General features: G+C 64.3%; 14 protein-coding genes and 3 tRNA genes. 11 read left to right on the top strand and 6 right to left on the bottom strand.

Annotation, left to right across the window (positions count from 1 at the left end; genetic code table 11):
- Positions 1 to 9 precede the first annotated feature (9 nt).
- From LDN70_RS02130 to LDN70_RS02120, 3 genes are all read right to left on the bottom strand, one after another.
- Positions 10 to 85 (bottom strand) — tRNA-Phe (locus LDN70_RS02130).
- A 46-nt stretch (positions 86 to 131) separates the two neighbouring features.
- Positions 132 to 205: transfer RNA gene (locus LDN70_RS02125), tRNA-Asp, on the bottom strand.
- A gap of 84 nt (positions 206 to 289) precedes the next feature.
- Positions 290 to 362, bottom strand: a tRNA-Glu gene (locus LDN70_RS02120).
- Between the two features lie 316 nt (positions 363 to 678).
- Between LDN70_RS02120 and LDN70_RS02115 the strand changes: the two genes are divergently transcribed.
- The gene (locus LDN70_RS02115) at positions 679 to 1,641 is read left to right on the top strand and encodes a DMT family transporter (RefSeq protein ID WP_223941581.1); all 963 of its coding nucleotides are present in this window, start codon (positions 679 to 681) and stop codon (positions 1,639 to 1,641) included.
- Here LDN70_RS02115 and LDN70_RS02110 read toward each other — a convergent pair.
- Complete coding sequence (locus LDN70_RS02110; RefSeq protein ID WP_142936936.1) at positions 1,638 to 2,561, bottom strand: carbohydrate kinase family protein; 924 nt, start codon at positions 2,559 to 2,561, stop codon at positions 1,638 to 1,640. The two genes, LDN70_RS02115 and LDN70_RS02110, sit on opposite strands and share 4 nt — an antisense overlap.
- 91 nt (positions 2,562 to 2,652) lie before the next feature.
- Between LDN70_RS02110 and LDN70_RS02105 the strand changes: the two genes are divergently transcribed.
- The 9 genes from LDN70_RS02105 to LDN70_RS02065 all read left to right on the top strand — a co-directional run bounded on the left by LDN70_RS02105 (position 2,653) and on the right by LDN70_RS02065 (position 18,726).
- Positions 2,653 to 3,147: a metallopeptidase family protein gene (locus LDN70_RS02105; protein ID WP_223941580.1), complete on the top strand. Its 495-nt coding sequence runs from the start codon at positions 2,653 to 2,655 to the stop codon at positions 3,145 to 3,147.
- A gap of 10 nt (positions 3,148 to 3,157) precedes the next feature.
- The gene (locus LDN70_RS02100) at positions 3,158 to 4,078 is read left to right on the top strand and encodes a cation diffusion facilitator family transporter (protein ID WP_142936938.1); all 921 of its coding nucleotides are present in this window, start codon (positions 3,158 to 3,160) and stop codon (positions 4,076 to 4,078) included.
- Between the two features lie 156 nt (positions 4,079 to 4,234).
- Positions 4,235 to 4,510 (top strand): hypothetical protein, encoded by a 276-nt coding sequence (locus LDN70_RS02095; protein WP_142936939.1) that lies wholly within the window; start codon positions 4,235 to 4,237, stop codon positions 4,508 to 4,510.
- An 81-nt stretch (positions 4,511 to 4,591) separates the two neighbouring features.
- Entirely contained in the window at positions 4,592 to 15,106 is a 10,515-nt protein-coding gene (locus LDN70_RS02090; RefSeq protein ID WP_223941579.1) for a non-ribosomal peptide synthetase, read from the top strand.
- A gap of 72 nt (positions 15,107 to 15,178) precedes the next feature.
- Positions 15,179 to 15,391: an MbtH family protein gene (locus LDN70_RS02085; protein WP_142936941.1), complete on the top strand. Its 213-nt coding sequence runs from the start codon at positions 15,179 to 15,181 to the stop codon at positions 15,389 to 15,391.
- A complete protein-coding gene (locus tag LDN70_RS02080) occupies positions 15,388 to 16,368 on the top strand; it encodes an ATP-binding cassette domain-containing protein (RefSeq protein WP_142936942.1) in 981 nt (326 codons plus the stop codon). Before LDN70_RS02085 ends, LDN70_RS02080 begins: the two co-directional genes overlap by 4 nt.
- On the top strand, positions 16,365 to 17,165 hold the full coding sequence (locus LDN70_RS02075; RefSeq protein ID WP_223941578.1) for an ABC transporter permease: 801 nt from the start codon (positions 16,365 to 16,367) through the stop codon (positions 17,163 to 17,165). The genes LDN70_RS02080 and LDN70_RS02075 overlap by 4 nt, the downstream gene beginning before the upstream one ends.
- Positions 17,162 to 17,935, top strand: a complete 774-nt coding sequence (locus LDN70_RS02070; protein WP_223941577.1) for a 4'-phosphopantetheinyl transferase family protein — start codon at positions 17,162 to 17,164, stop codon at positions 17,933 to 17,935. The genes LDN70_RS02075 and LDN70_RS02070 overlap by 4 nt, the downstream gene beginning before the upstream one ends.
- A gap of 23 nt (positions 17,936 to 17,958) precedes the next feature.
- Positions 17,959 to 18,726 (top strand): type 1 glutamine amidotransferase domain-containing protein, encoded by a 768-nt coding sequence (locus LDN70_RS02065; protein WP_223941576.1) that lies wholly within the window; start codon positions 17,959 to 17,961, stop codon positions 18,724 to 18,726.
- 313 nt (positions 18,727 to 19,039) lie between these two features.
- On the opposite strand, the gene LDN70_RS02060 is transcribed toward LDN70_RS02065, so the two are convergent.
- Positions 19,040 to 20,077 (bottom strand): universal stress protein, encoded by a 1,038-nt coding sequence (locus LDN70_RS02060; RefSeq protein ID WP_223941575.1) that lies wholly within the window; start codon positions 20,075 to 20,077, stop codon positions 19,040 to 19,042.
- A 418-nt stretch (positions 20,078 to 20,495) separates the two neighbouring features.
- Between LDN70_RS02060 and LDN70_RS02055 the strand changes: the two genes are divergently transcribed.
- The gene (locus LDN70_RS02055) at positions 20,496 to 21,188 is read left to right on the top strand and encodes an NAD(P)/FAD-dependent oxidoreductase (RefSeq protein WP_223941574.1); all 693 of its coding nucleotides are present in this window, start codon (positions 20,496 to 20,498) and stop codon (positions 21,186 to 21,188) included.
- Positions 21,189 to 21,350: 162 nt separating this feature from the next.
- Here LDN70_RS02055 and LDN70_RS02050 read toward each other — a convergent pair whose 3' ends face one another.
- Positions 21,351 to 22,148, bottom strand: a complete 798-nt coding sequence (locus tag LDN70_RS02050; RefSeq protein WP_142936948.1) for an NlpC/P60 family protein — start codon at positions 22,146 to 22,148, stop codon at positions 21,351 to 21,353.
- Positions 22,149 to 22,151: the final 3 nt, after the last annotated feature.

The following is a 22,151-nucleotide window of genomic DNA, read 5'->3' as shown; positions in this document are numbered from 1 at the left end:
GCTTCCCAGTGGTGGCTCCGACCGGCGTCGATCCGGTGACCTTTCGATTTTCAGTCGAACGCTCTACCAACTGAGCTACAGAGCCTAGGTGACATGTCACCTTGAGAACCGAATTTCTTCGGCGCTCAGAGCGACCCTGACGGGACTTGAACCCGCGACCTCCGCCGTGACAGGGCGGCGCGCTAACCAACTGCGCTACAGGGCCTTGCGTTTGCAGTATCTCTACCGCGTTTTTTTCAAGGCTTCTAGCTTACCAGACTTTTTTCATCCGGTTTACCACTTCCTTGCGTACCCCCAACGGGATTCGAACCCGTGCCGCCGCCGTGAAAGGGCGGTGTCCTAGGCCGCTAGACGATGGGGGCCTGAACTCAATTCGGATTTCGCAAAGAAAAGGGACGCTTTACGCGTTCTTTCCGTGTCTCGCTCGTCCGAACTGGACTCTAAAACTTTAGAGCATAGATGGCGATATTCCCAAATCGAGGTCTGCGCAGTGTTCCGGGCCACAAACTGAAGGCTCACCGAGGGGCGACGTCTCACCTCAACCAAGCACCCAAAGAGTCGAGAGCTCACCCCTCGCCAGTACGGCAAGGTCGCGGGCTGGCGACATTGGCAGGATCTTGCCCTGACGTGTCTGAAAACCGCCAGCCACCTCCGCCGCGTGCCGGATAGATTTGCCCTATGACAACCACCACCCCGGCCGAACCCGGCCAGCCTTCCCCGGGCCTGCCCCAGCGCACCACCCCCGCGCCGGGAGCACCCATCAGCAAACTCGGCATCGCGGCCGTCATCATTACGGTGGTCCTGTGGGCTTCGGCCTTTGTGGGCATCCGCGCAGTGGGCCCAAGCTTCTCCCCCGGTTCCTTGACGCTCGGACGCTTGGCGGTTGCCGCCGTCGTGCTTGGAATCGTGGTGCTGCCCACGCTGAAGGTCTGGCCGAGCGGCCGCGAGTGGTTGCCGATCGTGGCGTACGGGGTGATGTGGTTCGGCGGCTACAACGTGGCGCTGAACGCCGCAGAGCACATGCTGGACGCCGGCACCAGCGCCATGCTGATTAACGTCTCCCCCATCCTCATCGCGATTCTTGCCGGCATCTTCCTCAAGGAAGGCTTCCCGCGGTGGTTGCTGATCGGCAGCGGCGTGGCCTTCTGCGGCGTCGCCATGATTGCCTTGGGTTCCGGACAGCGTTCGACGGCGGACGTGGCCGGTGTGCTTTTGTGCTTGCTTGCCGCTGTGCTCGCCTCGGTGAGCGCGATCCTGCAGAAACCCGTTCTGCGGAAGTTCACCGCAGGGCAAGCGACGTGGTTCGGCATCATGGTAGGTGCCATCTGCTGCCTGCCATGGACGGGTCAGCTGATCGCAGAAGTCCAGGTAGCGCCGCTTCCCGCCACCCTGGGGCTGGTGTATTTGGGTATCTTCCCCACAGCCATCGCCTTCACCACTTGGGCTTATGCGCTTTCCCTGATCTCGGCTGGAAAGCTGGCCGCCACCACCTACCTTGTCCCGGGCACCACCATCCTGATTTCGTGGGCGGTACTCCAGGAAGTCCCCACCATTTGGGGATTGATCGGCGGCGTCATCTGCCTGATCGGCGTCGGGTTGACGCGACGCCAGACCCGGCAGCCCCGCCAGCCCCGCAGTTAGCGGGCCATTCCCATCAGTAGTTCGCGGTGCGTGGGCGGGTTTGCACCCGGCCGGCCCACAGCAATGGAAGCAGCCATGGAGGCGATGGTGCCGATCCGTTCCAGCACCGTGGGCGCCAGGCCATCGCTGCCCCGCAGCAGCAGCCCCATGATGAGCGCTGCCGTATAGGAGTCTCCGGCGCCGATGGTGTCCGCCACGGTAGCCGGAACGGCCGGAACGTTGAGTTGAATGTGTTTGGTGGCCATGAGCGAGCCCTTGACTCCTTGGGTCACCACAGCAAGCCCTGTGCCAAGGGCCAGCAGGTGGCTCGCGGTGTCCTCAAGCGCTTTGCCAGGGTAGAGCCACCGGGCGTCGGAGCCGCTGAGTTTAACTACGTCCGTCAGGGGCACTATTTCCTCGAACAGTGAGAGTGCCTCGTGGTGGCTTCCCAGAAGGTCGGGACGGATATTGGGGTCGTACGTGACCATGCACCCGCCCTGGGCCTGTTCCAACAGGCTCCGGACAACGCTTGCACCGGGCTCCAGGAACGTGGCGATGGAACCGGTATGCAGGATTCTTGGCGCATAGGGCAAAGCGAGTGGAGCCAGCGCCCAGTCGATGTCGAAGGTGTAATCTGCTGAACCATCGGCGGTTATCCTGGCTGTCGCCGTCGCTGTCTTGCCCGCGGACATGGAACCGGGCAACAACACAACACCTGCTTTTTGCAGGTGCGCAGCGATGGCGTCACCCCGCTCGTCACGACCGATCGCTGTGAGCAGGCCCGTTTTCACGTCCAACAAGCCAAGGCCATAGGAGACATTCGCCGGCGAACCGCCGGGGTACTCCTTCTGCCCGTTCGTCGACTGGACGATGTCGATCAGGGCCTCACCCACTACGACGACGTCGAGGGGCTCAGGTGCAAGGGAAGCGGTGCCGGTCATGCGGTTCCTGTGTCTGTCGAAAAGAGGATTGAGTTCAGTATCTCCCATCACACACGGAGCCATTGCTGCGTTCGCGGACTAAAGTCGAATCATGCCCGCGAATCTTCCTCCCGGCCTGCCCATCATTCCCGACGGCGATCGCCCCTCCTCGCCGCTACGGGAACGGAACGCAGTGCACAGTCCCGTCGAAAACAGGCGTGTTGATGATGTTCCAGGGCCTTACGAAATGTCGGCCGAAGATTTTGAAGAAGCCGTCAGTGACGCCCTGCAGCTGATCCCGCCCAAAGCGGCCAGCGCCATGGACAATGTGGCCATCTTCATCGAGGACGACTACACACCACAACCCGGAGAAGATCCTGGCACCGTGTTGCTGGGGCTCTACGAGGGAGTTCCGTTGACCGAACGGGATTCCTGGTGGGAAGCAGGCTCCCTCCCTGACCGGATCACGATCTTCCGCCAACCCATCCTGAACATTTGCAGCACCCGCGAAGAAGTTATTGATGAGGTGGCCATCACCGTGGTGCATGAGATAGCTCACCATTTTGGGATAGACGACGACCGCTTGCATGAACTCGGCTGGGGCTAGCCTTGTAGGCATGGGGCACGACCACAACCACTCCCACGGAGTCACAGCAACCGGCAAGCACCGGAAGCGGCTTATCGCCGTCCTGGCCATCACCTTAGGGGTGGTGGGCATCCAGGTGGTTGGCGCCGTCGTGTCCGGATCCTTGGCGCTGCTGGCTGATGCCGGACACATGCTTTCTGACGCCGCTGGGGTGTTCATCGCCCTGATGGCGGCGTGGATTGCCACGCGCCCAGCGAGCGACCAGCGAACATACGGCTACCAACGAGCTGAGGTTCTGGCCGCGCTGGCCAATGCCCTGATCCTGATTGTGATCGCTGTGGTGATCATGATCGAGGCCATTCGCCGCTTCGGCGAACCCACGGAAATCCAAACGGACGTCATGCTGTGGGCTGCCATTTTGGGTGCTGTGGCCAACCTCGTTTCCTTGCTGATCCTCCAAGGGGCGCAGAAGGAAAGCCTCAATGTCCGCGGCGCCTACCTTGAAGTCCTGGGCGACCTTCTTGGCTCCATCGCCGTCATCGTTGCGGCCGTGGTGATCATGACCACGGGATTCAGTGCTGCTGACCCGTTGGCATCGGTACTGATTGCCCTGATGATCATTCCGCGTGCCTGGCATCTGCTCCGTGACGTGGTGGATGTGCTTTTGGAAGCCACACCCAAGGGCGTTGATGTAAACATGATCAGGGAACACATAGTTGCCGTGGACGGTGTGGTTGATGCCCATGACATCCACATCTGGACCATCACATCCGGCGTTCCCGTATTCTCAGCCCACGTGGTGGTGGAGGATGCGGTCCTGAACGCGACGGGGGCGGACAACATCCTGGACCAGCTGGGCTCGTGCCTTGGCCGGCATTTCGACACGGAGCACTGCACTTTCCAGTTGGAGCCAGTGAGCCACTCCGAACACGAATCACACCAGCACGCCTAGGCCCTGATGTCCCGGGGCGGAACCAACCTGAGGGGCTCCGGTGTCCTGCCCCGGCCAGAGACGATCCCCATCCACGCGACCCGCAGCTCCGAATAACTGATGGCGCGTCACCCCGTGACGCGCGGACAACGTCAGCTATGTACTGGAGAAGATCCCGTGAACAAGCCCACCAAGAACGCCGCACGTTTCGCAGTCGGAACCGTCCTTGCAGCCTCCGCCTTCACCCTTGCTTCCCTCCCCGCACAAGCAGCAACAACAGCTCCTGCAGCCACTGCCGCTCCCGCCAGCACCAGCGCCCTCAACGGCGGCTTGTTTAACGGCCTGCTGGGTGGCGGCATTCTGAACGGCGGCCTCATCAACGGTCCGCTCATCAATGGACCCCTGATCGATGGAGATGTGCTGGGCCCCCTTCAGCTCGGCCAGTTCCAGTAACCCCACCTTCACGACGCGGCAGTCCTGATTCCCAGGGCTGCCGCTGCTTTTCCACGCCTCCCCCCACTGCAGAGAAGGATCATGAACTTCCCTATCCCCGCCTCCCCTGACCAGCCCGGCACTCCGGCGCACCAGGCACCAGCCCGGATGGGTTTATCTGCCGCGCAGCGGGGCATCTGGTACGCGCAGAAGTTGGCGCACAGCAGCCCCATGTACCAGATCGGGCAATTCATCGAAATCTCCGGGCCTTTGGATGTTTCACGCCTGGAAGCGGCCGTGGGCAGGGCAGTTTCAGAGACACCGGCATTGAACCTGGCATTCGGTGAGGACGACGACGGTCCGTTCCAGTACGCCAAGGCCATGGATGCCTCGGTGCAGTTCACCGACCTCACCGGTTGCGGCGACGAGGCAGCGCGCGAAAAGACTGCACGCGACTTGATGGACACGGATATGGCGCAGGCACGCAGCGTGGAAGACGGCGCGCTGCTCCACACGGAGGTCATCAGGCTCTCCGAAGGCCGGCACTTTTTCTACCAACGCGTCCATCACCTGCTTCTGGATGGCTACTCCGCGGTGCTGGTACTGCGTCGTGTCGCCGCAGTCTACGAGTCTCTGGGCACCGCTACTGAAGCCGCCGAAAACCCGATCCTCGATTTTTCTGCGCTGAATGAGCTGATTGCGGACGATCAGCAGTATCAGGGCTCCGCCGCGGCTGCAGCCGACGCGGAGTTCTGGGCTGCAGAGCTGGACGGACAACCGGCACCCGCTGGGCTCTCTGGCCGCCCTTCGGGAACGGCTGAGGCTTTGCTGCGATCAACCAAGACGCTCCCAAGGTCCGCGGCGGAGGCTCTTCAGTCAGCTTCCGGGAGTGCGCCTGCATTGATCCTGACGGCAGCGTCCCTGTACCTGCACCGGATGACCGGCGAGCAGCACGTCTCCTTGGCGCTCCCTGTGACAGCGCGCCGCGGGAAACTGGCCAAGTCCACAGCGTCCATGCTGTCCAACATCGTCCCCATCCGGCTGGACATCAACCCCGGAGCCACTGTCCAAGACATGGTGGCCACCACGGGCGGCAAGCTGCGTGGAGCGCTGATCCACCAGCGGACCCGCTACGAGTCCATGACTGGACAGGGCAGCTACCTGGGACCATCGGTCAATATCCTTCCGGTTCTGGACGACATCGCTTTCGGTGAAGCCACCGGCACCATGCACATCCTGTCCACCGGCCCCATTGATGACCTGTCCGTCATTGTCCATGGCCTCGGGAACATCGCCTCCGACGGCGTCACTGTGCAGTTCGCCGCCAACGCCAGCCTCTACACCCAAACAGACCTGGACAAGCACCTGACGCGCTTTGCCCAGCTTCTTGGCGAGCTTCTGGCCAACCCGGAAAATCCGACGGCGGCACTGTCAGTGACGTCGACGTCGGAGGAACGCTCCCTGCTAGCCGAGGGCGACGCAGAGTCGATGGACCTGCCGGGCCACACGGTTGTGGAAGAGTTCCAGGCCGTGGCGTCGGCCGCACCTGGGAGAACTGCCGTAGTGGCTGCTGACGGCCGCCTGAGCTTTGCCGAACTGGAACAGCGCTCCAACCAACTGTCCCGCTTTCTCCGCGAGCGCGGCGCCAAGCCCGGGAGCACGGTGGCCGTCAGGTTGGACCGCAGCGTCCTGCTGCCCGTCGCTATCCTGGCCATCCTGAAGGCGGGCGCCGCCTATGTTCCCCTGGATCCGGACTACCCTGCCGGCCGGGTGGAAGGCATGGTGGAGGACGCTGCACCGGTCCTCCTGCTGACGGAAACGGCCGTGAATGGGGACACTGACCAGGGACGGCCCCGCACCAGTGTGCCCGTGACTGTACTGGATTCCAGCGTGGTGTTGGCCGAGCTGGACAGCAAGGACCCGGCCCCGCCGGCGCCCGTAGCGGGCCAGCATGATCTTGCGTACGTGATTTTCACTTCCGGCTCCACCGGCCGCCCCAAAGGCGTGGGTGTGGAACACCTGGCCCTGCTGAACCTGCTGACCTCGCATCGGGACAGGATTTTTGATCCTGCCTCATCGCGGCTGGGCCGCAGCCTCCGGGTGGCCCACACCGCGGGATTGTCATTCGATGCCTCCTGGGATCCCATCCTGTGGCTCCTCGCCGGGCATGAGCTGCACATGGTGGACAACCAGACACGGCGCGATCCCGAAGCCCTGAGCTTGTTCCTGGCCAGGGAGCGCATCGATTCGATTGAAACCACGCCGTCATTTGCCAAGGCGCTGCTGGCCGGCGGCCTTTTCGATCAGGACACGCACCCCTCCGTGGTGGCTCTGGGTGGCGAAGCCGTGGACCCGGCAACATGGCGTGAGTTGGCCGCCCATGAGGGTGTGGTGGCCTACAACTTCTACGGTCCCACCGAAACCACAGTGGACTCGCTGACCGCAGTGATGGAGCCCGGCACGGTCGTCACCCTGGGTGGATCGGTGGCCAACAGCCGGCACTACATCCTGGACTCGGGCCTTAACCCGGTCCCCACCAATGCCATCGGCGAGCTGTACGTCGCCGGTCCCAACCTCGCACGCGGCTACCTTGACCAGCCTGGGCTTAGCGCAGGCAAATTCGTGGCCGATCCCTTCGCGCTGGACGGCACACGCATGTACCGCACAGGGGACGTGGTGCGCCGCCTGGACGATGGGACCCTTCAGTTCCTTGGCCGGATGGACCAGCAGGTGAAGATCCGCGGGTTCCGGATTGAACTGGCGGAGATCGAAGAGGTCCTCCGCGGCATGGAAGGGGTGGCCCAAGCCGCGGTGACGGTGACCAAGAACAAGGCCGGCTACGACCAGCTGCTCGCCTACGTCACCGCCTCCCACCCGGAGCAGGAATCCGGGGGCAGCACAGCCCTGGACTCCGCAGCCATCCGCAAGGAGGCCCGCAGGACGCTGCCGGACTATATGGTGCCCGCAGCGGTGATCGCCATCGAATCCATACCCCTGACAGCAAACGGCAAGCTGGACACCCGCGCCCTGCCAACGCCGGAACCCGAGGCCGCCACCAGTGCGCCGCGCACACCGGCCGAGCGTGTGGTGGCTGATGCTTTCCGCGAAATCCTGGGCCTGGAATCCGTTGGGATTGAGGACGACTTCTTCGAGCTGGGCGGCCACTCGCTGCTGGCCACACGCCTCGCCGCGTACCTGCGCGACGCCACAGGTTCTGCTCCCGCCCTCCGCACCATCTTCGAAGAGCCCACGGTGGCGGGACTCGCCGCGGCATTGGAGAACGACGGAACAAGCGCTCCCGTGCTGAGTGCGAAGGAGCGGCCGGACACCATCCCGCTGTCCTTTGCCCAACGCAGGCTGTGGTTCCTGAACCGTCTGGATCAGCAGTCGGGTGCTTACAACATTCCCATTGTGCTGACGTTGAAGGGCCGTTTGGAGGTGGGTGCCCTGGAGGCTGCGCTCACCGATATTGTGGACCGTCACGAAACGCTGCGCACCATCTATCCCTGGTCCGACGGTGAACCGCGCCAGGAAATCCTGCCGCCGGGAACCATGCCCGCCAAGCTCCTGGCAGTGCAGTGCGATGCGGGGAACCTGGACCGGGCCCTGGCGGCAGAGACCCAGCGCGGTTTCGACATCACAGCGGAACTCCCAGTCCGGACTGTTCTGTTCCAACTGGCACCGGACCACCATGTCCTGGCCATCACGTTGCACCATGTGGCCGCGGACGGATGGTCCCTGGCTCCGCTGGCCCGTGACCTCTCCGAGGCCTACACTGCACGGCTGAACGGAAGGGAAGCTCCCTCCAACCAGCTGCCCGTCCAATACGCCGACTACACCTTATGGCAGCGCGGAGCCCTGGGGCAGGAAGAGGATCCTTCCAGCCCCATTTCACGGCAATTGGAGTTCTGGGCCCGCGAGCTCAAGGGATCCCCGGAGGAACTCCAGCTGCCGTACGACTTCCCGCGCGGAACCCGCGAAGGCGACCTCCCGGCGTCGTCGATTCCCTTGGAACTGGACGCCGGCACCACAGCGGGCCTGAACGCACTGGCGAGGAAGCAGAATGCCAGCCTCTTCATGGTGCTCCAGGCTGCGCTTGCTGCGCTGCTGACAAAGTCGGGCGCCGGAGAGGACATCCCGCTGGGCACGCCGGTGGCAGGCCGCACCGACACGCAACTCAACGAACTGGTGGGCTTCTTCGTCAATACCCTGGTGCTGCGGACCAACACGTCCGGCAACCCCACCGCATCCGAGCTGGTGGAAAGCGTCCGGTACACCAACCTGCACGCCTACGGAAACCAGGACGCCCCTTTCGAGCGCGTCGTGGAGGAACTCAACCCCACGCGATCGCGCCACCGCCATCCCCTGTTCCAGGTGATGCTGACGCTGCAAAATACCCCCGACGCGTCGCTGTCCATGGAGGGCCTCGAAGCCACTGCGGACATGGGGAGGGAGCCGGGCGGGGCGAAGTTCGATCTCCTCCTGGACCTGGCCGAAACGGCCAGCGCCGGCATTTCCGGCTCGCTGGCCTATAACCCCGCGCTCTTCAGCCGGAGCACCGTGGAGCGGCTTGTTGAAGGGTTCATGCTGGTTGCCGGGCAGTTTGCCGACCACCCTGCTGTGACACTGGACCGCTTGCGTATTCAGACCCCAAGCCAGCATGCAGAAGTCCTGGCACACAGCTCCGCCACGAAACTCGACGTTCCGTGGCCCACCATCCTGGACGCCTTCGCGCAGACCGCCGCTGCGAATGCGTCCCGCATTGCTGTGGTGGCTGAGGGAACGTCGTGGAGCTTCCATCAATTGCAGGACCGGGTGGAAGCCATCGCCAAGGGACTCACTGCCAGGGGCGTCCGTCCCGGTGATCGCGTGGCCGTGGCCATTCCGCGATTAGCGGACGTCGTGGCCGCTGCCCTGGGCGTGCTGACTGCCGGTGCCGTATACATACCAATCGACCTCGCCTATCCCTCCGAACGGATCAGGATGATCCTGGAGGACAGCAGCCCGGCGGTAGTGATCGTTCATGGCCAGGCGGGTACCGGCGTCGAACCTTCCAAGGCGGTGACCCTCGCCAACCTGCTGGCGGCCGGGGAAAATGCCCCCGGAACGGCAACGGCAGAGTGCGCCCCCGGCGACCTCGCCTACGTGCTGTACACCTCGGGTTCCACCGGAAGGCCCAAGGGCGTTGCCGTGACCCACGGTGCCTTGGCCAACCTCTACGCACACCATCACCGCACCCTGTTTGCGCCGCGCCTTGCCGCGGACGCGGGAAACCCTGTTGCCGTGGCACACATCGCCGGGCTGGGCTTCGATGCTTCCTGGGACCCGATGCTCTGGATGGTGGCCGGCGCCGAACTGCACATGGTGGCCGACGCGGAGCGCGGCGACGCCGAAAGCCTCAGCCGATACTGCCTCCAGCACGGAATCGACGTCCTGGAAACAACGCCGTCGTTCGCCGCGCAATTGCTGCAGTATGGCCTGCTTGACCAGCACCGCGAACAGCCACTGATCCTCGCCCTGGGCGGCGAGGACGTATCCGGTGCCCTCTGGGAGCGCCTGGCCTCAGACCCTTCCGTCCAGGCGTTGAACTTCTACGGCCCCACCGAGTTCACTGTTGATTCGGTGATGGCGGAGATCACCGGCACCAAGCCAGTGATTGGCAGGGCCGCGGGAAACACATCCGCGTGGGTGCTGGACGCGTACCTCCAGCCGGTCCCCGCTGGGGTTCCCGGCGAGCTGTACCTGGCCGGCGACGGGATGGCGCAAGGTTATGACCAGCGCCCTGCCGAGACGGCCTCGCGTTTCGTGGCGAATCCCTTTGCGGCCGACGGAAGCCGCATGTACCGGACCGGCGACCTGGTGAGGCGTGACGCCACAGGTGTGCTTGAATTCCTTTCCCGGACCGATGACCAAGTGAAGGTCCGCGGGTTCCGGATCGAACTCGGTGAGGTGGAGTCTGCCCTGTCCAGCCATCCGGAGGTGCAGCACGTTGTTGCCGTCACCGATGGTGTTCCTGCCCAGCGAATCGTCGCCTATGTTGTGGGCGCAGTGGACACGGCCGAGCTACGGGCACACGCGGCCACCAGGCTGCCTGACTACATGGTCCCGGCCCTGATCATGCCCATTCCGGCGCTTCCACTGACCTCCCACGGAAAGCTGGACCGCAAGGCCCTTCCCGCACCCGCGGCAACGGGCGCAGGCGAAGGAACGGCTCCGTCCACTCCCGAGGAGCACGTCATGGCCGGAATCTTCGGTGAGGTTCTCGGGCTGGAGACGGTGGCCATGGATGATGACTTCTTCCTGCTGGGGGGACACTCCCTCCTGGCCATCACCATCATGGGAAAGATCCGGGAAGCCTTTGGCGCTGCCCTCCCGTTGCGGACGCTCTTCGATCAACCGACTCCCGGGGCGCTGTTGGGCGCGATCTCTGCCGGACGATCAGTCGGGTCAACGCCCGACGACGGCCCGGCAGCTCCCGCTGGCCAGGCACCTCATGCTGAGCTGGCATCTCATGCCGACCCCGCCCAAGAGACCGGCCCGACGCTCGCTGAGTGGCTGGAAACCGGAACGGCACGCCGCCATGGGAACCCAGCCCTGTCCTTCGCCCAGCAACGCATGTGGTTCCTCAATCAGCTGGATCCAGGCTCCGCCGACTACAACATCTCCCTGGCCGCCCAACTGGAAGGCGACGTGGATGAGCAGGCCCTCTCCGCCGCCGTCGATTCCTTGGTGGCCAGGCACGAGGTCCTGAGGACCAGCTACCCGGCAACTGCCGGCACCCCCCACCAGCTGGTCCACCCGGCCGGAGATGCGGGTGGGCTGCTGCGGATCATCCCGGTGGGCAGCGAGGATGAGCAAGCCTCCATTCTGGAAGCGGAAGCACGCACGGGCTTTGACGTCACCAGCGACCTCCCCCTGCGCGCGGTGCTGCTGCGCCGCGGTGACGGCCCCCGGCCTGCATGGATCCTCCAGCTGGTGATCCACCACATCGCCAGCGATGGTGCGTCCCTGGCACCGCTTGCCCGGGATCTTTCCGAGGCCTACTCGGCTGCTGTGACAGGAACCGGGAACAGCCGCGCCCCGCTCAGCCTCCAGTACGCAGACTTCAGCGCGTGGCAGCAGGAAGTCCTTGGTGCCGCAGGAGTGGCGGACAGCAAGGTCCGGTTCTGGCAGGAAACCCTGGCGGGCATACCCACCGAGCTCACCCTTCCAGCCGATCAGCGCCGCCCCCGTGAGGCCCGGCAGCCCGGAAAACAGCGCATCTTTGAGCTCAGTACCGAAACTTTGAAGGCCCTGAACTCCCTGGCGGCTACCTCCAACGCGAGCCTGTTCATGACGCTCCATGGCGTCCTGGCCGGATTCCTGCAGCGCATGGGGGCCGGCGATGACATCGTGATCGGCTCACCCACGGCAGGGCGCGCGGACCCGGCCCTGGCGGACCTGGTGGGATTCTTCGTCAACACCTTGCCGCTGCGGATCAGCGCCGCCGGTTCTCCCACCGTGCGTGCCATGGTTGACCGTGCCCGCACCAGCGTGCTGGCAGCGTTCGATCATGACGGCGTCCCGTTTGAACGGCTGGTGGAGGTACTGAACCCCGCCCGTGAGCTGGGACGGCACCCCCTGTTCCAAACGATGCTGACGGTGGACAGCTCCCCCGCTTCCGTTCCGGAACTGCCCGGTGCAACAGTCACTGCGCTGCCGGACGACGGGTCGGGCGAGGCGAAGTTTGACCTCTCCTTCACCTTCCGTCCCGCCACCGCTGGTCTTTCAGCCACGCTGGAGTACAACGCGGCAATGTTTCAGGACGCCACCATCGAACGGCTGGTCAAAACCTTGGTGCGTTTCGTGGAGCGGGCTGCCGCTGATCCGGAGACCCGTGTGGCGGAGGTGCCCCTGCTTCACCCCGAGGAAGCCGACGCGTTGGCGGGGCTGACAGCGGGACGGGGTTCCGGCGTCGTACATCACCCGGAAGAGTCCGACGGCGTCCTGGCCGCCTTCGCTGCCAGTGTCCAGTCCGCCCCGGACTCCGTAGCGCTGGTCAGCGGGGACAGCAAGGTCACCTTTGCTGAGTTGGCAGACTCCGTGGTGCGTGTGGCGGACGGACTTCACATGGAGGGGGTGGCCGCGGGCGATGTTGTCTCGGTGTTCCTGCCCCGGTCCGCCGGAACCGTCCAGGCGTTGCTTGGCGCAGTTGCAGCCGGTGCGGTTTACAACCCGATCGATACCGAGTACCCGGATGACCGTGTGGTGGCCATCCTGGAGGATGCCGGGCCTGCCGTGGTGGTCAGTTCCGAATCGGAAGCGGACCGCATGGCCGCTTTGCTGTCCACGGTTGCTGCCCGGAACCCTAGCCGTGCTGTTCCGCGCTTGGTGTTGCTGTCCGGACTCCTTGAGACGGCGGGGGCCACGGGTTTCGGCTCGCCCCAGGAACTTCTTGAGCGCCAGCCGGCAGGACGCAATCTCGCCTACGTCATGTTCACCTCGGGATCCACGGGGAGGCCCAAAGGAGTGGAGGTCAGCCACGGCGCGTTGGCAGCTCTGCTGGAATCGCACGGTGAGACCCTCTTTGCGGGACTCGATCCCCACACCACCGGGGCTCAGCAGAAGGTGGCCCACACCACCGGAGTTGGCTTTGATGCATCGTGGGATCCCATCCTGTGGATGGTTGCCGGGCATCAACTGCACATGGTGGGCGAGGACATCCGGCGGGATCCCGCCGCGTTGGCAGGCTACTTTGAAGGGCAACGCATCAGCGTCTGGGAAACAACGCCCGCGTACGCGAGGCATTTGCTGACCGAGCCGGCGTTCACCAGGGTGCTGGACGGAGACGGCTTCAGCCTTGCCTTGGGTGGCGAAGCCTTCGATCCCGCCCTCTGGGACACGCTGTCCACCAAGGACAACGTGACCGCCTGGAACCTTTATGGTCCTACGGAAGCCGCGGTGGATACCGTGCTGGCGCGCGTCAGTGACCACACGGCCCCGGTGCTGGGAGCTGCCACGTCCCGGACCGCGCTGTATGTCCTTGACCCTTTGCTGCAGCCGGCGCTGCCCGGAGTTTCCGGCGAGCTCTACATCGCGGGCAAGCAGCTGGCCAACGGCTACCGGGGCCAGCCGGGACTGACGGCTGAACGCTTTGTGGCCGATCCCTTCAGCGCAGATGGTGGGCGTATGTACCGCACCGGTGACCTGGTGGTGCGGCACGCTGACGGGAGCATCGTCTTCTCCGGACGCAACGACAATCAGCTCAAGATCCGTGGGTTCCGTGTGGAGCCCGGGGAGATCGAGCAGGCCGCCACCACTGCGGTGGACGTCCAGGCCGCCGTGGTCCGGGCGGTGCCTTCCGGGGACAGCGTGCGGTTGGTGGCTTGGGTGGTCCCCACGGCCGGCGTTCCCGTTGACACTACGGATGGCGCGGCGGACTTCGCTGACGGCGTGCGCGCCCACCTGCGGAACATGGTGCCGGATTACATGGTGCCTGCGGCCGTGGTGGCCATCCAGGAGATCCCCCTGACCCATCACGGCAAGGTGGATTTTGCTGCCCTGCCGGAAGCGGACAGCGCGCCGCGCACGTCCGGCAAGGCTCCGCGGACTCCACGGGAGCAGACGGCGGCCGCCATCTTCGCGGATGTGTTGTCCCTGGACAAGGCAGGAGTGGACGAATCGTTCTTTGAACTGGGCGGGCATTCGTTCCTGGCGCAACCGTTGATTGCCCGGATCAATGCAGCGCTGGGAACATCCCTGCAGGTCCAGGCCTTGTTCCGTGCGCCCACGGTGGAGGGGCTTCTGGCCGAAGCCGATCGGAGCGTGGACGATGGCGCCGCCGCAAGCCTGCGCCAGGTTCTTCCCCTGCGCACCAGCGGCACCAAAGCGCCCCTGTTCGCCGTCCACCCGGCGTCGGGTATCGCGTGGGGCTACGCTTCAATGCTGGGTTCGCTGGATCCGGAGCGGCCCCTGATCGGGTTGCAGATGCCGGGCATGGAACCGGGCGCAACCCACGCCGTCACCGCGATGGACCTCACGGAACTCGCGGACAGTTACATTGCCCGCATCAAATCCGTTCAACCCTCCGGCCCCTACCATCTCCTGGGCTGGTCCTTTGGTGGGCATGTGGTCCACCGCCTGGCTACCCGGCTCCAGGAACGTGGCGATGAGGTTGCGTCACTGGCCATCCTTGACGCGTTCCCCGGAAACCAGGAGAGCAACGATGATGTGGGGGCAGGTGTCGGAATTTGGGCTGCCTTCCTGGAGGCACAGGGCTACGCCCTGGACGAGTCCGACTACGAGGATCTTGGCGCTGCAAAGGCCCAGGAGATCCTCCGTAGGAACCACAACCCGCTGGGTACCGTTCCACTGGACGCCGTTCAGGCCATGGTGGAGAACTTCCCCGTGCTGGCGCGGCTGATCAGGGAACAGGAACCTGCAATTTTCGACGGCGACCTGCTGCTCTTCCGGGCCACCGTGGAGGTTCCTGAGGGCACGCCGCGAGCGGATGCCTGGGAGCCGTACATCACCGGTCGCGTGACCGCCGTGGACGTGCCGGAAAGGCACTCCCGGATGTTAAGTGACGCAGCTCTCCCGGTAATTATGCCCGCCCTGGCCATCCAGCTGGGGGGTTGAGTCCGAACCACTGGAAACGCTCCGGAACCCGGGGCATTGTTTACGCCGGAACAACCCGAAAGGTCAATCCCCGTGACGAACCCGTTTGATGACACCTCAGCAACCTTCTCCGTCCTGGTCAACGAATACCAACAGCACTCCCTGTGGCCTTCCTTCGCGGCCACACCCAAGGGGTGGGTAGCCATGTTTGGCCCGGACAGCCGGGAAGCCTGCCTGGATTACGTGTCTCAAACGTGGACCGACATGGCGCCCCGCAAGGTTGCCGAGCTGGCTGCCAGCCAGTGATCCGCGTAGACAATGTCCGTAAGTCCTACGGCTCGTTCACGGCCTTGGATGGCTTGTCCCTGGACGCCCCCGAAGGCACGGTGCTGGGATTGCTGGGGCCCAACGGCTCCGGCAAAACCACCACCGTCAAGGTGCTCACCACCTTGCTGACCCCGGATTCAGGGGACGCTTGGGTGGCCGGCCACTCGGTCCGCACCGACCCGGAATTGGTCCGCCGCAACCTCGGCCTCTCCGGGCAGTACGCCGCTGTGGATGAGAAGCTCACGGCTTTTGAGAACCTCCACATGGTGGGGCGCCTCTACGGAATGAACCGCCGGAATGCCACGGCACGTGCGCATGAACTGTTGGCAGATTTCCGCCTTACGGACGTGGCCGGCAAACGGGCCGGGGCTTTCTCCGGCGGCATGCGGCGGCGGCTGGACCTTGCCGGCGCGGTAGTGGCCCGGCCCAAAGTCGTGGTGCTGGACGAGCCCACCACGGGTTTGGACCCGCGGGGCAGGCTGGATACCTGGGACGTGGTGGCCGGGCTGGTATCGGGTGGAACTACTGTCCTCCTGACCACCCAGTACCTTGAGGAAGCAGACCGGCTGGCGGACCACATCGCCGTGATCAACCACGGCTCCGTGATTGCCGAAGGCACTGCCAGCCAGCTCAAGGACCGGGCCGGTTCAGAACGGGTGGACGTCACCGTGAAGAATGCGGCCGATCTGCGCAGCGCAACCTCCGTGCTGATGGAGGCAACCGGCGGAGTTGTCATTCCGGAGGTGGACGAGGCCGCGTTGAGTGTGTCCGTTGCTGCCCCCGGCGGCCATGGCGTGCTGGTCCGGGTCCTGGCCGAGCTGGATGCACGGTCCCTTCCCGTGACCGAAGCATCCCTGCGCCGCCCCACCCTGGACGACGTCTTCCTCCAGCTCACCGGAGGCTCAACGCAAACCCCCCACCAGAACAGCGAAGACAAGCAAGGGGTGCCCGCATGAGCGTCATCACTGCCGCTGTCCGGGACAGCTCCGTCATTGCCCACCGCAACCTGCTCAATGTTCTCCGCACTCCCGGCGCCCTGGTCACCGGCGTCGTGCAGCCGGTCATGTTCGTCCTTCTCCTGGGCTTCGTCTTCGGCGGCTCCCTGGGTGGCGACCAGTACCGCAGTTTCCTCATTGGCGGCATCCTCGCCCAGACCCTGACCTTCAACGCGTCCTTCACGGCTGTGTACCTGGCCAAAGATCTCCAACTCGGACTCATTGACCGTTTCCGCTCCCTGCCAATGTCCCGGGTGGCAGTGATCCTGGGACGCACTACCTCGGACCTCTACACCAGCGTCATCTCCATCGCGGTGACCCTGCTGTGCGGGATCACCGTGGGGTGGCGGATGAACACGGGGGCCCTGCAACTGCTCGCTGCACTGGGCGTCCTGCTGCTCTTCGCCTTCGCGGTGTCCTGGATCGGGGCACTGATTGCCCTCACCGCCCGCAGCGTGGAAGTCGCGCAAAGCCTTGGCCTGGTGTGGCTCTTCCCTGTCACCTTCGTGTCGGGGGCCTTTGTCTCCACCGCGTCCTTGCCGGGTCCACTGCGTGCCATCGCCGAATGGAACCCTGTGACGTCCGTGGCCACGGCCGTGCGTGAGCTCTTCGGAAACGCCGCACCGTCAGGCTTCGTTGCGCCGGGCGGGTGGCCTGCTGACAACGCCCTGCTCTACGCCGTCGCATGCAGCCTTGCCATCATCGCGATCTTCGCGCCCCTGGCGATCATGAAGTACCGGCGCATCAGCAAGCTGTGAACAGCAAGGCAGGGACCCCCAGCGTCGGGTACTTGATCATGCGCTCCGCCGACGTTGAGGCGGCCTGTTCCGGCGCCGGCGGCATGGACCGCTTCCTCACCTCCGAAGAAAAAGACGCACGACGCCGGTACCGCACCTCTGCGGACAGCCGCGACTATGCGGCGTCCCATGTACTGCTTCGCCTGCTCGCCGCACACCGGCTCGGCCTGGATGCCCTCGATTCGCCGGAGCTGGACATCACCCGCCAATGCCCTGGATGCGGCAGTTCAGCCCACGGGCGGACGACGATGCCTGGGATGTCGCTGAGCCTTTCCCGCAGCCATGGCTTGGTCATGGCGGCCGCGGGTCCGGCCGCAGCCAGGGTGGGTGCGGACGTGGAACTGGTACCTTCGGCTCTTTTCGACGGCTTCGATAGCTACGTCCTTTCCCCCGGGACAGCGGCCGCCATGGATGTGCGGGAAAAGATGGGTCAGTGGGTTGCCAAGGAAGCCATCCTGAAAGCGGCTGGGCTTGGGCTCAGCATCCAGCCGTCCACCGTGGCACTGCTTTCCGACGGCGAGTCGCGCGGGGTTCTTCGGGCGGAGTGTCCGGGCCAGCCTCTGGTGCACGGGCTCAGGGTCCATCCCGTCCCGGCCGCCCCAACCCACCTGGCTGCAGTTTCTGCCAGGACCATCGACCCGCCTAGGTTGATGAATGCCGCCGAAGTGCTGCCTGCCGGCAGTGCCCGGCAGGCTCCATGGAGCTTGCAAATGAGCAAGACACAATGTTGAACACCGACGAAAAGGAGCATCTCATGAAGAAAATCCTCATGGTACTGACCAGCGTTTCCGAGATCGGCGATACCGGAGAAAAGACCGGCTACAACGTGGCCGAGGCAGCACACCCCTGGAAGGTCTTCAAGGATTCCGGGCATTTCGTCGATTTTGCCTCCATCAAGGGGGGCCAGCCGCCCCGTGACGAAGTGGACACGGATGACCCCATCCAGGTTGCGTTCACCGAGGACGAGACCACCCGCGCCGGGCTGTACAACACCGCACGCGTGGACGTTGTTGATCCCGGCCAGTACGACGCCGTCTACCTGGTGGGCGGCCACGGCACCATGTGGGACTTCCCGGACAGCGAAGGGCTGCAGAACCTGGTTGCCAGCGTCTACAACGCCGGGGGCCTGGTGGGTGCTGTATGCCACGGACCGGCAGGCTTGCTGAACGTGGAATTGGATAATGGCTTCCGACTGGTGCAGGGCCGCGACGTGGCCGCCTTTACCAACGACGAGGAAGCGGCCGCAGGCAAGGACAAGGTCATCCCATTCTTCCTGGCAGACCGATTGGAAGAACAGGGTGCCCGCCACGTTTCCGCCCGTGTCTTCGAGGAAAAAGTGGTCGTGGACGAGCGCTTGGTAACTGGCCAGAACCCGGCCTCCGCCGCGGGAGTTGCCAAGGAGATGGAGAAACTCTTCGCGGAGGTCATCCATCAGGAAAAGGCCGAGGAGCAGCACGAGGCCGAGGCCGTGCGCGCCGAGAAGGACGCCCGCAAGCAGGCAGCGGCAGACGCCGAAAACTGACCTGTTTTTCAGCGGGGTCTAAGGGTCGGGTTGAACCGCGGCAGTCCTCGCAGCCGTTGGCTGATCCCTTCGATGGGGGCAGCCATCGCGGCCTCGGCCGCGGACATTTCACCGGATACTGTCTCCATGCCGCGACTGATGAAGCACCGTAGACGCGTTCCAGGTCCGGCCGCAGAGTTCGCACATGTTCTGGCATGCTCGTTGAGCTGACTGCCGTGGCGGCCCCCGGGGTCCGGACGGATGTCTGAGGTGCAGACGGCCGCTTGAGGTGGGCCCGAGTCCAGCCAGCTCCGGCCCACCGCTGCTGCTGAAGCTAGGTCACACCCAGCATGGGTCCAAACTTGTGACGGTCCGCCAGCCGGGGATCATCCCTGTCCGGAACAACCAGCACTGGCCCCTTGGCGTGGTGCAGGACTCCGTCTGATGTTGACCCCAGCAGCATTCCCGCGAATCCGCCTCGGCCACGGGTTCCCAAAACAACCAGCTCGACGCTGCGGCTGGTTTCCACAAGAACATCAACGGGCGAGCCATCCCGGAGGTCCGTCTCAATAGCCAACGAAGGGAAGTGGCTTCTGAGCCAGGCAACACCGGCGTCAAGCTGGACCCTGATATCGGCGAATAGGGCATCGCGGTCCAACGGAGCCGGAACCCACGCCAGGGAACCGCTGTACTGCGGAACAGCGCAGATGACGCGCAGTGTGGCTCCCATACGCTGCGCTTGCTCGGCAGCTTCGAGCACAGCAACGCGTGCTTGCTCGGAGCCGTCAACGCCTACTGCAACCACGTTTTCCACAGTGCGCGGGCCCGTTCTGGCGTGCTCGGCCTTGATGTGTTTGTCCTCGGTGTTCTCACCGAGGCGGTCAGCGCAATAGAGCGGGACCGTCACCGTGGGGCATTTGGCGTGCGCGGGCAGGGCACTACTCACCGAACCCAGGAGGCGCCCGACGAACCCACCGCGACCCCTGCTGCCGAACACCAGCAGCGCGGCCTCCTCGGAAAGGTCCAACAAGACACCAGCGGCATCACCGTTTTCCACGGAAGCATCGACGTCAATGGCATATCCGGAGACTTTGTCCAAGGCTTGACGAACGATCGCATCAGCGCCTTCGCGGATGACGGAATCGTCAACTGTTGCGTAGCCACCGTCCAAGCCGGAGGCCGCGAAAATTGGCACGGAGTACGCCGTGACAATATGCAGCGGAAGCTGGCGGCGCTCCGCCTCCCGTGCGGCCCAAACCAAGGCGCACTGACCGTGCTCTGAACCATCCACCCCGACGACGATGCCACCAGGTTCCACAACCTGGTCCTGGCCGTCCGGTGACTCTTCACTGTGTCTTCCGTGCTGGTCCATGGGGGCCTGCCTCTCCACCTACTGCTTGATGTTCCGGCTATTCTGCCAGAGGATCCCGGCCTAGAACTTCCAGACTGTTTTGTTGCCAACAGCCGGGGCAGGAGAAACCCGGAAATTCCTCCTCCCAATGCTCACTATTCTCGGTCAGCAGTGGCGAATCAAGACGACATTGGGCTATGTGCATAACGGTCAGGGCTCGGTTCCCGGCGGCCCCTGGGGTGCTCGCGGCGAAGAGACAAAACGCGCAGGCGGAGAGGCTATCCATGGCCGAAAAAGTTCGGTAGTGTTCGAGTCACCGAATGGCCGGAAAACGTGTCTCACACCACACGCCCCGGTCATTTACTTGCGGCCGCTTGGGGAACTCGGACGCGATCCCACGCGATGCCGAAAGGCACACACGTCAAGGAGGAACCAAGCAGTGTCACTCACGCCTGATTCCGGCACGGAACGCACCACCACCGTGATCATCGGAGCCGGCCTGTCCGGCTTGGCAGTTGCCAGCGAACTCAGCCGCTACGGCGTGGGTTCGATCGTGGTAGACGGGTTCGGCGCGTTATCCACTACTGGACCGTCCGTCCATACAGGCATGCTCCAACGCACCGACGCCGCAGATCCGGCAGCAATGCAGGAACGCAACGAAATCCTTCGCCACCTGAGGAACTACGCTGCCAGTCATCACCTGGACGTTCGCAACACCACTCGCGCTGTCCGCTTGGATTTCCTGGGCTCAGATCCCTCACGGCATATCGGATACGGTGTGGCCGCCAGCATGACAACCACAGGCCTGAGGACCGGGCTCCACGCATCCGGCCCCCACGAATCCCATCCTCGCCAGTGGGCAATCCACACAGCCCAAGGCGTTCTCCTGGCAGACCACGTAGTAGTGACACGCTGCGCCCAGAGCCAGCTACGGCGCATGCTGGCCGAACTTGGCATAGCAGTCGGCCAGAATCTTGCCGCGGCCATGCGGGCCGTAGGAATGCACCTGGTGGGCGTCGGAGACCTCATCACTCCGTCCCCCAAGGAAGTGCTGCGGCAAGCCAAGGCAGTGGGTCAGGCCATCTCCTCCAAGGTTGCCCTGCCGGCGGGTCCCGGCGTCGCCATCGCCTAGGAAGTCCCGCAAGCAAACGCGCTACCACCCCCGCAAGCCGGCCAAGTCCGCCGTCGTACGTCCCGCACTGAACTTTTACGAACAGAACTTAACGCCAAAGGCCGGTGCCTCCGGAGACATAAGTCTTCGAAGGCACCGGCCTTTGAACTGAAGCGTGAGGCTTTATGCGCCAGCGCGTACGTAGGTCAGGGGACCCGTTGCGGTCAACCAGCTGATCGGGTGGATGCCCGTCTGGTTGCCGTTGATGCCACCGCTGATGGCCTGGCCGTTGCCGATGTAGATAGCAACGTGGCCGGACTGGACGATCATGTCACCGGGCTGAGGATCGCTGACGACCTTGCCGTAGTTCATGAACTGCATGGGACCGAGGTCGCCTACCGGGATGCCTGCGGAACCAAGGGCCTTTTCGACCATGGCGGTGCAGTCCTGGAAGATACCGATCTGTGCGTAAGCCGAAGCAACCATGGCTGCGTTGACGCCGCCGGCGGCGGGGGCAGCTGCAGGAGCAGCGGCAACCGGTGCAGGTGCGGCAGCAACAGGAGCAGCAACCGCGGCCTGAGCGGCAACGGGAGCTGCAGCAGCAGCCGTGGTGACAGCTGCCTTCTTGGCTACGGGGGCCTCAACAACGGGGGCCGGCTTTTCGATGACCGGAGCTGCTACGGAAGCAACTGCGGGACGCTCGAAATTGACGGTAGCCGTCGACAGGGCGGTAACAACCTTGGTGGGTGCCTCGGAAACGGTCTCAGCAACCGTTGCGGGGCTGGAATCGCGCTGAACCGGGGTCTCAGCTGCGTGAGCAGCAATGGAACCGGTCAAAACGAGGCCCGAGGCTGCTGCGATAACAGCTGCCTGACGACCAGCGCCTGAAGCGTTGCTGGCAACTGCCTTCGAGATGGAGATGAACGGATTAGGACGTACGCTGTCCGCCTTACGACGGCCGCGAAGAATGCGTGAAGACATGAA

Origin of the sequence: Arthrobacter sp. StoSoilB22, assembly GCF_019977315.1 — a bacterium.
Taxonomy (GTDB): domain Bacteria; phylum Actinomycetota; class Actinomycetes; order Actinomycetales; family Micrococcaceae; genus Arthrobacter.
This window is presented reverse-complemented; position numbering and strand designations above follow the sequence as displayed.